This is a genomic window from Cellvibrio sp. ARAG 10.3 (assembly GCF_051846955.1).
GTDB lineage: Bacteria > Pseudomonadota > Gammaproteobacteria > Pseudomonadales > Cellvibrionaceae > Cellvibrio.
In genome coordinates this window covers 27456-39282 of sequence record NZ_JBPYCU010000023.1, presented here as the reverse complement: position 1 = coordinate 39282, position 11827 = coordinate 27456, and the positions used below count along the sequence as shown (strand labels likewise).

Sequence of the window (11827 nt, the reverse complement as noted above, 5' to 3'; positions counted from 1 at the left end):
AACAAAAAAGGAGTCCTCATGGAAATTGATTTTGATATTCCCGTCCAGCGCGAGGGTAGCCACTCGGTAAAATTTGACGGGCGCCAGCAATACTTTGGCACGAGCGATGTTACGCCGATGTGGGTAGCCGATATGGATTTTGCTGTGCCGCCCTGTGTGACGCGCGCGCTGCTGGCGCGTGCGGCGCACCCGGTCTTCGGTTATACCTTGTATCCCGAGAGTGTGTATCAATCGTTGATCGGTTGGTTCCAGCGGCGCCATCATTGGCACATTGAGCGGGACTGGATTGTAATGGCTCCCGGCGTGGTTCCTTCACTGCATGCCTGTTGCCTTGCGTTTGCCGAGGCAGGCGAGGGCGTTATTGTGCAGCCACCTGTGTATTTCCCTTTTTTCTCTGCCGTGACCAACACGCAGCGTCAACTTATATTGAATCCACTGCGCTGCATTGATGGCCGCTATGAAATCAATTTCGCGGAGCTGGAAGCCCAGGCAAAACACGCGAAACTCCTGATGCTTTGCACACCGCACAATCCGGTCGGGCGCGTGTGGAGCAAGGCGGAATTACTGGGTGTGCTGCGCATCGCCAAAGAACATAACCTGATTATCCTGTCTGATGATATCCATGCAGATCTGGTTTACCCCGGTGCGACCCATACGATGATTGGCACTCTGGAGGCCGAGTTCGGAGAATTTATTCGCACGAATGTCATCACCGCTGTTGCGCCGAGCAAGACGTTTAATATTCCCGGTTTGGGTTTATCCAGCTTGATTGTGCCGAACCCGGAACACCGCAAAGCCTTGCACAAGGTTTTTGACCTCTTGCATGTCAGCAACAACAATCCCTTCAGCATTGCTGCATTTGAAGCAGCTTACAATGAAGGTGATCAATGGCTTGATAGTTTGATGATCTACCTTGAGCAAAATAAAACCATGGCTCGGGATTTTATTGCTGAGCATGTACCGCAGATTCGCTGCGCCGACATAGAAGGGACTTACCTCTTGTGGCTCGATTGCTCCGCTTTGCAGTTATCTGATTCTGCGCTGCGTGACTTTTTTATCCGGGAGTGCAAGGTGGGGATGAATCCCGGCGTCGTGTTTGGACAAGAGGGCCGGGGCTTTATGCGCATGAATATCGGCACCACGCGGGCAAGATTGCAGGCCGCGCTACAGTCCATCGAAAGGGCTGTTGCTGCCATGGTCAGTTAGCCTGTGTTAGCGCTGTTCATAGCCGCTGCGCGATTATGATACTTATTATCTCTAAATCGCTATTGTCAGTGATAGTTAATATCACCTATATTCACCCTCTGTAATCGCTTTGTCATGATCGGTCGCGCCAGGGTCGGCGGGTGGCGAAGTAGATCCCGGTAAAACAAAAAACAGAGGTCGGCAATGAAATACTTATTCCTTTCCTGCGTCATCCTGGGATTAACCGCCTGCGGCGGCAGTGGTGATGGCGGCAGCTCGTCCAATAGCTCCAGTTCCAGCAACCAGGTCAGTTCATCTTCCAGCAGTTCCAGCAGTTTTGACCCCGAGTGCCCGCAGGGCAAACATATCGTCGGTTACTTCCCTTCCTGGCAAGGCGATGTGCAGGACATCCAATACCAATATCTCACCCACATTATGTATTCCTTCGTGTTGCCCAACGACGACGGCAGCTTGCAGCCGCTGGATGAGGAAAGCATCGCCGAGCTGGGTGATCTGGTGTTGCTGGCCCACGGGCAGGGTGTGAAAGTTGGCATCGCGCTGGGTGGCTGGAATGATGGCGATGACAGCGCGTTTGTTGAGCTCGCGGCCAACAGCACAACCCGCACCGCCTTCGTTAACAACATCACCGACTTTGTGGTGCAACATAACCTCGACGGTGTCGACATGGATTGGGAATACCCAAGCACCAACGCGGAAGCGAATAACTACACCGCCTTGATGACCGAGCTGCGTGCGGCCTTGGACGAATTGAGCGGCGAAAAATTTCTAACCGCTGCAGTAATCGCCCAAGGTGACTGGAACGGCCAGTACATCCAGAGCGCCGTGTTTGATCAAGTCGACTTCCTCAACATCATGGCCTACGACGAGTGGAACGCAGTCAATCACTCCACAGTGGCTTATGCGACTACCAGCGTTGATTATTGGGAAAACCGTGGCTTGTCCCGCGAAAAAACCGTACTTGGCGTTCCCTTTTATGCACGCCCCAGTTGGGCAACTTATAGCAGCTACGTTGCTGCCAATCCCGCCAACGCCTGCACCGATTCCGTCGGTGATAACTATTACAACGGCATTCCCACTATCCGCATCAAATCCGAACTCGCCAACAACCGCGTGTGCGGCATGATGATGTGGGAACTCTCGCAAGATACCCGGGACGAAACCTCCTTACTTAAAGCCATATGGGAAGTGGTGAACGGGCAGGAGCCGTCTTATATTTGTGATTGAGGTTAATCCTTTACCGGCTTGACTCCATGGGCTATTGAATATACTGTATTTGCATACAGTATATTCATGCCCGGTAGTTTGCCATGAACCGCACTCTCGAAAAGTTAACGATATTATCCGACGCCGCAAAATACGATGCTTCCTGCTCGTCCAGCGGCAGCAAGCGGGCCAACCACAATAAGGGGTTGGGCAATTCGGATGGCATGGGTATTTGCCACAGTTATACCGAAGACGGCCGCTGCGTTTCCTTGTTGAAGATCCTGTTTACCAATCACTGTATTTATGACTGTGCCTATTGCGTAAGCCGCCGCAGTAATGATGTGCGCCGCGCGGCCTTTACGGTGGAAGAGGTGGTGGATCTCACCATTAATTTTTATCGGCGGAATTATATTGAAGGGCTGTTTCTCAGCTCCGGGATTTTTAAAAGCGCGGATTACACCATGGAGCGCCTGGTGCGAGTAGCGAAAACCTTGCGTCAACAGCATAGCTTTAACGGTTATATTCATTTGAAAGCGATTCCCGGTGCGAGTCCTGAACTACTGCATGAGGCGGGGCTGTATTCAGATCGGCTCAGTGTGAACATTGAGATTCCCTCGGAAACCAGTTTGAAAAAAGTCGCACCGGAGAAAAATTATCCGGACATCATCACGCCGATGAATTACCTGAGTGACGAGAAAGACCGCTATCAGGATGACAAAAAACATATCAGGAAAACGCCGCTGTTTTTGCCAGCGGGGCAGAGCACGCAATTAATTGTGGGAGCTTCGCCCGAAAGCGATTTACAGATTCTTCATCTTGCGGATGGACTCTACAAACAACAACGTCTCAAGCGTGTGTACTATTCCGGTTACGTGCCCATCGCGACAGATAACCGTGTGCCGCTTTTAAAGGCGCCACCGCTGGTGCGGGAAAATCGGGTATATCAGGCGGACTGGTTGTTGCGTTTTTATCGGTTTTCCGTCGACGAGATTGTCAGTGAGGCGCACCCTAATCTTGATTTGGAGGTGGACCCCAAGGTGAGTTATGCGTTGCGTAATCCGGAAAAATTCCCGGTGGATATCAATAAAGCAGATTACGAAATGATCCTGCGTGTGCCAGGGATCGGTGTGAAATCCGCCATGAAGATTGTGAAATCCCGTGTGCACCAACGGCTCAATCTGGATCATTTGCAGCGCATGGGGGTCGCCCTTAAACGCGCGCGCTTTTTTATTACCTGCCCGGGTAGCCAGCATCAGCATAAGGATTACGAAGCCAGTCGGTTACGCCAGATGATTTTGTCGAGCGAGTCTGCCGCGCGGCAGTCACCGCAGTTGAGCCTGTTCGGGTGAGTTGTGAGCCTCTATCTTTATGATGGCAGTTTCGATGGTTTACTGACGGCCATCTTTGAATGTTTTGCTGACCGCCGCCAACCAACCGATATCCTTAACCAGGACACTTATCAAGCCTCGCTGCTCGAAGATTTGCGTCCGATACAGACGGATATTGCCAAAGCCGAGCGGGTCATCAAAGGGATAGACGCGCGTTCCGATGGCAGGGGCGGGGAGCTGGTGTATCAGTTATTTCTGTCCGAACTGGCGGGAATAGAGCTGCGTATTTATCGCCTGGTGGAATTACTGGTACGCCAGAACGATCCAAATATTCTCGAAAACTATGCCAATCCGGATGTGCTTTACAGTGCGCAGGTCAACAAGATGATCGGCCGGGAAGTACACCGCATGCACGCCTTCGTACGTTTTCAAAAAGCCGTCAACAATATTTACTACGCCGTCATCAGCCCTGACTTTAATGTGATTCCATTGATTGGCGATCATTTTCAACGGCGCTACGCCGACCAACGGTGGGTTATCTTCGATACGCGCCGACACTACGGTCTGTATTATGATTTAACACACATGTCGTTTATTGATGTGGAATCGGACATCCTGTCCGGTGCTACCGATGCCTCCTCTAACGCTTCCCTCGACGGTTTGGAGGATCAATATCAACAGCTATGGAAGCAATATTTTCAATCGGTTACGATCCAGGAACGGCGCAATATCAAATTGCACTTGCGCCATGTGCCGAGGCGATATTGGAAGTATCTGGTTGAGAAGCAGGTGGGTAGGGATGGGCTGGTGAGTCGCAAAAACTGATCTATAATTTCCCGGCTCCTGATGGTTGGCTAACCTTGTGCGGGCCAATATCTTCAACGATAAAAATAACCCGATGCGGAAATAAATAGATGACCCAATCCCCTGTACGCCCCCGTATTATGCTGGCGGATTCCCTGCGCGGTTTTGCCCTGATGGGGCTCTATATCGTGCACATGGTGGAATACTTTGAGCTCTATTGGTACAAGCCGGAACCCGGTTGGGTGCATAATCTGATCTTTTTCCTGTTCGGCGGTAAAGCCTATGGCTTGTTTGCGCTGCTATTCGGTTTATCGTTTTTTATTATCCTGGATAACTACCAACGTCGCGGGCAGGATTTTCGCTTGCGCTTTTGCTGGCGCCTCAGCTTGTTGCTGGCGTTCGGGTACTTGCACAGTTTGTTGTACGCCGGGGATATTTTGCAGTTGTTGGCGTTGTGCGGGTTTTTACTGGTAATGAGTCACCAGCTTTCCACCCGCTGGCTGATCGGGTTTGCCGCATTTTTCCTGGTCCAGGTTCCACAAATTCTCTTGATTATTGTGTACAGCCTGGTACCCGACTGGTCCTATCCAGGGCCGATATTTCCCAGCCTGATGACGGCTAACTTCGAGGCGTTTGCCCACGCGGACTTGCCTGGACTCCTGCACCACAATCTGTTTGACGGGCAATTGGGTAAGTGGGCGTTTTTTATCGAAACCGGACGCCTGTGGAATATTATTGGTTTGATGTTTGTCGGTGCCGTGTTGGGTAGAACCGGTTTTTTTGAGCGGGCAGATGTATCGATAACGCGGTTGATGAAGTACTTATTCGCAGCGCTTATCGCTTATCTGGCGGTATTTTTTCTTAAGGACAGTTTAATCAACGCCGTTCCCGCCGGTATGCCGCGTTGGTCCACCGGGCAAGTTTTCACTTATTACGAAAACCTTGCGCTGATTGCGGCCGGTGTTGTTATTTTTATGCTGCTGTTCAACGCTGAATTTTCTCGCAAAGTATTGTTGTGCTTTGCACCTGCCGGTCGTTTAACCTTAACGTTTTATATCGCACAAAGCCTGGTATTTGTGCCGGTTTTCTACGGTTTTGGATTGGCTGCCTACAGTTTCATCGGGCAAGTTCCCAGCTTGTTGCTGGGTATTGTGTGCTGGATCATTCAAATGGCGCTGGCGTGGTTCTGGTTACGGCACTTCCGTTATGGGCCGCTTGAATGGGTGTGGAGAAAGTTAACCTTTGTGGGTTTTACTCACACCCGCTAAACAGCAAAAGCCGGAAAACCTATGCCTAGGCTGTGAGATTCTAGTTCTTTTTTAAAACACGCCGTCAGGTACTGAAAATAACGCCAGTTCACCTTTCCAGCTAAAACTGTCGAGAAATAAAAAACAAACGGAGCGCGAAAGTCTGGCTTGTAAATCCTTTTCGGCATTTTCCGTTGCTGATTTTTGTGTCGAAACTCAGCAAACCAGAACAGCATCACACCGGCATTTCTCATTTGCTTTATACACTCAGCCGTCTATCAACTCGTACAGGGGCTGTTTATGAATATTGCATTGCGTCGGTGGATCAGGTGGGTCGGCGGGCTGGGCTTGTCGCTTTCGGTGGGTGCGTCTGTCTCAATGGGATTGTCGCTTTCGGCGGGTGCTGCAACCGTCGCAGTTGATGTCAGCAATACGGTGGGGATGCCGGGGCAGGATTCGCGTAATGGAACGGTCGTGGAGGATGGTGCGAACCTGGTCATCACGGGCAACCGCTGGCGAGCGACCAGCACCACCTACACCATCACGCCCGACACCATACTGGCGTTTGATTTTATGAGCACAGAAGAGGGAGAAATCCATGCGATCGGTTTACAGGAAACCTTGGCCTACAGCCCGGATAATCTTTTTCAACTTTACGGTACACAGTCTTACGGAATGACCAGCCAAGGCACTTATACCTCGCTTGGGCAATATCAACGTTTTCAAATTCCTGTGGGTCAGTATTATACCGGCGAAAACTTGCGGATGGTGTTTGTGAGCGATAAAGACACGCCCGGAAAAACCAATAACAGTCATTATCGCAACTTGCGCCTGATTACACCGGATGACCCTGCCGGCCCAGAAGTCGTAGGTAATTGTTCGCTCAGTGAAACAGAATTGGCATTGATAAATGCTCACAACGAGGCTCGTGCCCTGGGGCGCCGTTGCGGTACGACCTGGTATAACCCGGCGCCGGCTTTGCGGTGGGATTGCCGGTTAGGACAGGCCAGTTATGTTCATTCCGCCGATATGGCAAGCAATAATTTTTTCAGTCACACGGGCTCCGACGGTTCTTCACCCTTCGACCGCATGCGCCGCGAGGGATATCAATTCAGCACCGCCGGCGAGAATATCGGTGCGGGTTATCGCACGGTTGATGCTGCAGTCAATGGCTGGCTAAACAGTGCAGGGCATTGCTCCAATATCATGAATCCAAATTTCCAGGATATGGGCGCGGCGCGAGTGGATTCTGCCACCTCGGCCTACCGAATTTATTGGACCGTAGGTTTTGGTACAAGCCGCTAAATTAACGGCGTAAAAAAGCGCGCGCGATATCTATCATCTGCGCGCGCCGTTTTACTATCAGTTATTTTTTTCGGGATGACCGGATGTGTGGGGGCGCCAGCGTTTAAGCAGCAATGCATTGCTCACGACGCTCACACTACTGAACGCCATGGCGGCGCCGGCGATGATGGGGCTTAGCAAACCCATCGCGGCGAGCGGAATCCCGACCAGGTTATAAATAAACGCCCAAAATAAATTCTGGCGAATCTTTGCGTAAGTTCGCTGTGAAATATCAATGGCATCGCTCACCAGGGCAGGATCACCGTGCATCAAGGTAATGCCAGCTGTATGCATGGCGACATCGGTTCCGGTTGCCATGGCGATACCGACATCGGCGGCCGCCAGCGCGGGCGCATCATTGATACCATCGCCCACCATGGCAACGGACTGGTGTTGTTGTTTAAGTTCCGCGACAGCGGCCGCTTTATCGGCAGGCAAGACATTTGCCAACACTTGCTGAATGCCCAGAGCCTTCGCAACGCGCTGTGCGCTGCCTTGATTGTCACCGCTGATCATGACGGTCTTGATGCCGCGTTGTTGCAAGCGTTCAATAGCCGCTTGCGCCGTCGGTTTAATCTGGTCGCCAAAGGCAAACAAACCAAGCAGTTGTTTTTCCTGCCCCTGCGCAACAGGGCTGGTGCGTGCCAGCCAGGAGATGGTATTTCCCTGATTTTCCAGTGCCTGTGCCTGCTCGGCCAGCGGTGATAAATCGATGTGCAATTCCTGCATCAACCGCGTATTGCCGACATGAAATTGCACGCCCTCTACGGTTGCCACGGTCCCGCGTCCTGGTAAGGCGGTAGAGTTTTCACCGGCCGGAATCGTCAGATGTTGTTGCTCGGCCATGGCAATGACCGCGCGTGCCAAGGGATGCTCACTACCGGCCTGCACGGCAGCGGCAATTCGCAGTAATTCCTGGTGACTCTGATTTTGTTGCTGATCCACAGCAAGGTATTCAACTACCACGGGTTTGCCTTGCGTGAGCGTGCCGGTTTTATCGAAGATCACGGTATGAATGCGGTGAGCAACTTCCAGTGCTTCGGCATCTTTAATTAAAATCCCTTGCTGTGCCGCCACACCCGTGCCCGCCATGATGGCGGTCGGTGTTGCCAAACCCAATGCACAAGGGCAGGCGATAACCAGTACAGCAACGGCATTGATGATGGCTTGTTGCACGTCACCGTTGAACCACCACCAACCTGCAAACGTCATTAGTGCGATCATCAAGACCACCGGCACAAACACTGCGCTCACTTTGTCCACCAGACGCTGGATAGGCGCTTTGGCTGCTTGTGCATCTTCAACCAGACGAATGATTCGCGCGAGTGTGGTTTCTGTACCGACGGCGAGTGTTTTTACAATCAACAATCCGTCAGCGTTAATTGAACCGCCGGTGACTTTATCGTTGATTTTTTTTGATAAGGGTAAACTTTCTCCGGTCACCATGGATTCATCCACATGGCTGGTGCCGTCCGCAATGACTCCATCGACCGGGATACGTTCGCCGGGTTTTACAATTACCAGGTCATTCACCTTTACCTGCTCGATGGCAATCTCAATATCACGCTGATGACGGCGAACTCGCGCCGTTGCCGGACGCAAAGCCTGCAGTGCCTGAATCGCTGCGGTTGTCTGCCGTTTGGCGCGACCTTCGAGCCATTTTCCCAATAGCACTAACGTGATAACGACCGCAGAGGCTTCAAAATAATAATGCGCATCAGCATGGCCGGCGTGAAAAAATAATGCATACACACTTAAGCCATAACCAGCGCTGGTGCCGAGCGCAACCAACAGATCCATGTTGCCAGTTCTGGCTTTCAAGGCGCTCCAGCCGGCGCGATAAAAACGCGCACCGAGCCAGAATTGCACCGGCGTGGCGAGAGCGAATTGAATCCAGCCGGGTAACATCCAATGAATACCGAAGGGCGTCAGCAACATGGGTGCCACCAGGGGCAAGGATAATATCGCCGCAATAATCACCGCGCGTGCCTCGCGGTCCGTTTGCTGCTGTTTAACGGCGTCTTGTGCGGCCGGGGAGGGCGCTGGCAGGGATGCGTGATAACCGGCAGCGGCGACCGCCTGAATCAATTCCTCGGCGGTGACAGCCTCCTCCATAAAATCAATATGGGCATTTTCCGTCGCCAGGTTGACCGATGCACTGACGACGCCGTGGGTATTTTGCAGCGCTTTTTCCACACGTCCGACGCACGACGCGCAGCTCATCCCCTGAATGGATAAATTGAGCGAATGCGGTTGGGTTTGAGCCTCAATGGGGCTTTTCATCATGACCTCCTGACAAGTAGGCGATGGTTCATGAAGGCAGTATTTCCCTTCCCGTTAGTGGAAGGTCAAGCCCCTTGTTTATCGGGCGAGATTATCAACGGTGTGGTTATGACACCTTCTCGTCAATGAGTGCGGGCGACACGGTCTTGACTTCCAGGCGACGCACTTTGCCACCCGGTGTAGGCCAATCAATCCGGCCACCCACGCGCAAGCCAATCAATGCTGTACCCACCGGCGTGAGGATGGAGATCTTCATGTCTTCCACTTTCGCATCCTGCGGATACACCAGACTGATGTGGGTTTCCTCACCGGAATCCAGGTCGATAAACGTCACGGACGAATTCATGGTGACCACGTCATCGCTGACCTCGCTGAGAATATCAGCGCGCCCCAATTCTTCTTCCAGCGCTTCGGCCGCGGCGTTGTTCACTTTTTCGCACAGAGAAAGTAAATGTTGATAATCATATTCGGAAATAACAATCGAACTGTTGTGGTTAACAGGCATGGTTCCACCTCAATAGACCTGACGACATACAAAAACACCCCCGTGACAGAGAGTGCATTAAGGAAAGAGTAAAGAACGAGAAGAAGCGTTACGGCGATTAAGCGTAAGCGTGCTTAATCGCCGAAAAAGAGGAAGGTGCGAAGAGGGTTGCGACCCTGCTCGAGACCTAAAGATGTTAGAAAATAGGGGCAGTTATTCATGGGCCAACCATACACCCGGCCCTTGAACTTGGCAAGTTGCAGATCCTTCTGCAACCGGTGCTTTCAAAAGTCTGGCAGCTCGTCCAAGGTAATTACATTGTCGTGGTTGTACACCTTCATTTTGTGTTCATTGGTGTTGTAATACTCTCCGGTCCAGAAATTATCAGGACTGGTTACCCCCGCATCTGTGTCGCTGTCATTCCACACCATAAACCACAACCACCAGGCGCCGTCTGCCGCCATCGTATCCGGGTCAGGGATGTTACTGTTTTCGCTCAGCGCGACCGGTTTGCTCTGCAAGGGGTAGGCTTTTACCGCTTGGTAAGTATCGATCTGCGACTCGTAATTTTGTACCCCGTCGTAAATATCCTGGCTGACGATATCGACATACGCATCGCCCGGATACCAGCCGGCGCTCTGACCATTCCATACCCAGATCAAATTGGTTAAACCATGGTGGTTCACCATCCGCTCATAGATATGGCGCCACAGTACTACCTGGGCATAAGCCGGGGAGATGCCATCGGTGCGTGAGCGGCCCCACCAGAACCAGCCGCCGGAGGCCTCGTGCAGCGGGCGCCACAACACGACCACGCCAGCGTCCTGGAGCGTTTGTAATTCAGCAGCAATGCTGTCGATATCGGCCTGCATCTTGGTGAACACCGGGTGCTGGGTATCCAATTGGCCGTCGGCGATGGGAATCTGGAAGTTTGTATCCTTTGAGTAAAAGGCGCTGGTGCTATCGCTGGGGTCGCGCCAGTGCCAGGCAAAGGACACCAGTCCGCCGCGATCCCAATGGGCAATGGCTTCTTCGGTCTGTTGCAAACCCTCGCCACTGGTGAAGGCGTAGTTCATAAAGTCATAGCCCATGATAGCCGGTGCTTTGCCGGTATCGTCCAACACCCGTTGATACATATCGATGCTGTCCCGCCAGGTTAAATCCTGCTGGCCCGACAGGGTTTTGGAGCCCCAGACTGAACGCAGATAATCGTAAACTGCTTCGGCTTTTTCCGACGCATTGGGGGTCTGCAGGTCTTCTGCCATGGCTGTTTGTGCCGCGCTGCGATTGGCCGGGCAGAAGCTGTGGGACACGCATACGGCACCTTCTTCATAGCCCCAACTGGTGTTATCGACGGTGCAATATTGCCAGCTCAGGGTGCCGATGATGCAGCCCTCGAAATCGCCTCTGTCCGGATCGGCGGCGGAATTGCGCACGATGCAACTGGCCGAGTTTTCCCACCCCCAGCCGTCGCCATCCGAATCTTCCCCGGCAGCGGTACAGTAGATCGTGCCGTTGGAGGCATGAGAGGGGAGGGACGAGCTGATGGAGGAGGCTGTGCTGCTGGATATCACACTGCTCGATGCGTCAAAGCTGGACGCCGTTGAACTGGATGAGCTGGCTGCGGTGCTGGATGGCGTGCCGGAATCTGAGCTTCCGCCGCCGCCACAGGCCGAAAGAATTAAGGTAAAGCCAAGGCCATAGAGACAGGTCTTGAGGTGCGTCAAGGGAATCATAAGCGCTCCGGGTTATGTTTATTATTGGCTATGTATGCAGTTATACCGATCCCTATGTAATCGGTTACCAGTGAGTCTAACCGACTTATAACGCCATTAGGAAGAGCTTTATAAATATTTTGTAACCGTTTTCATGTTGGCGACAGGTTGGGCCTGCAGCCGAAACGTGACTGTTTACTTTATCGATAACCC

The 11827-nt window shown here is 52.3% G+C and carries 9 protein-coding genes; 6 read left to right on the top strand and 3 right to left on the bottom strand.

The genetic code is table 11. From position 1 onward, the window contains the following. Positions 1 to 18 precede the first annotated feature (18 nt). The 6 genes from ACSV5M_RS19855 (at position 19) to ACSV5M_RS19830 (ending at position 7093) form a co-directional block, all read left to right on the top strand. A complete protein-coding gene (locus ACSV5M_RS19855) occupies positions 19 to 1206 on the top strand; it encodes a MalY/PatB family protein (RefSeq protein ID WP_439178401.1) in 1188 nt (395 codons plus the stop codon). 183 nt (positions 1207 to 1389) lie between these two features. Further along, positions 1390 to 2430, top strand: a complete 1041-nt coding sequence (locus ACSV5M_RS19850; RefSeq protein WP_439178398.1) for a glycoside hydrolase family 18 protein — start codon at positions 1390 to 1392, stop codon at positions 2428 to 2430. A gap of 83 nt (positions 2431 to 2513) precedes the next feature. Further along, positions 2514 to 3758 (top strand): putative DNA modification/repair radical SAM protein, encoded by a 1245-nt coding sequence (locus ACSV5M_RS19845; RefSeq protein ID WP_439178396.1) that lies wholly within the window; start codon positions 2514 to 2516, stop codon positions 3756 to 3758. 3 nt (positions 3759 to 3761) lie between these two features. After that, positions 3762 to 4562: a TIGR03915 family putative DNA repair protein gene (locus tag ACSV5M_RS19840; RefSeq protein WP_439178395.1), complete on the top strand. Its 801-nt coding sequence runs from the start codon at positions 3762 to 3764 to the stop codon at positions 4560 to 4562. 89 nt (positions 4563 to 4651) lie between these two features. Next, complete coding sequence (locus ACSV5M_RS19835) at positions 4652 to 5809, top strand: DUF418 domain-containing protein (protein ID WP_439178393.1); 1158 nt, start codon at positions 4652 to 4654, stop codon at positions 5807 to 5809. Positions 5810 to 6088: 279 nt separating this feature from the next. Further along, positions 6089 to 7093 carry a CAP domain-containing protein gene (locus tag ACSV5M_RS19830; RefSeq protein WP_439178392.1) on the top strand — a complete coding sequence of 335 codons (1005 nt, stop codon included), beginning with the start codon at positions 6089 to 6091 and terminating at the stop codon, positions 7091 to 7093. A gap of 57 nt (positions 7094 to 7150) precedes the next feature. On the opposite strand, the gene ACSV5M_RS19825 is transcribed toward ACSV5M_RS19830, so the two are convergent. From ACSV5M_RS19825 to ACSV5M_RS19815, 3 genes are all read right to left on the bottom strand, one after another. Continuing rightward, positions 7151 to 9415, bottom strand: coding sequence for a heavy metal translocating P-type ATPase (locus ACSV5M_RS19825; protein WP_439178391.1), 2265 nt, complete (start codon positions 9413 to 9415; stop codon positions 7151 to 7153). A gap of 106 nt (positions 9416 to 9521) precedes the next feature. Then, a complete protein-coding gene (rnk, locus tag ACSV5M_RS19820) occupies positions 9522 to 9920 on the bottom strand; it encodes a nucleoside diphosphate kinase regulator (protein WP_439178389.1) in 399 nt (132 codons plus the stop codon). 263 nt (positions 9921 to 10183) lie between these two features. Further along, positions 10184 to 11635: a glycosyl hydrolase gene (locus ACSV5M_RS19815; protein WP_439178388.1), complete on the bottom strand. Its 1452-nt coding sequence runs from the start codon at positions 11633 to 11635 to the stop codon at positions 10184 to 10186. Positions 11636 to 11827 lie beyond the last annotated feature (192 nt).

Bases quoted from the DNA above. Each gene is read 5' to 3' on its own strand.
- ACSV5M_RS19855 (WP_439178401.1), top strand. From the start codon at position 19: ATGGAAATTGATTTTGATATTCCCGTCCAGCGCGAGGGTAGCCACTCG.
- ACSV5M_RS19850 (WP_439178398.1), top strand. From the start codon at position 1,390: ATGAAATACTTATTCCTTTCCTGCGTCATCCTGGGATTAACCGCCTGC.
- ACSV5M_RS19845 (WP_439178396.1), top strand. From the start codon at position 2,514: ATGAACCGCACTCTCGAAAAGTTAACGATATTATCCGACGCCGCAAAA.
- ACSV5M_RS19835 (WP_439178393.1), top strand. From the start codon at position 4,652: ATGACCCAATCCCCTGTACGCCCCCGTATTATGCTGGCGGATTCCCTG.
- ACSV5M_RS19830 (WP_439178392.1), top strand. From the start codon at position 6,089: ATGAATATTGCATTGCGTCGGTGGATCAGGTGGGTCGGCGGGCTGGGC.
- ACSV5M_RS19825 (WP_439178391.1), bottom strand. From the start codon at position 9,415: ATGAAAAGCCCCATTGAGGCTCAAACCCAACCGCATTCGCTCAATTTA.
- rnk (WP_439178389.1), bottom strand. From the start codon at position 9,920: ATGCCTGTTAACCACAACAGTTCGATTGTTATTTCCGAATATGATTAT.
- ACSV5M_RS19815 (WP_439178388.1), bottom strand. From the start codon at position 11,635: ATGATTCCCTTGACGCACCTCAAGACCTGTCTCTATGGCCTTGGCTTT.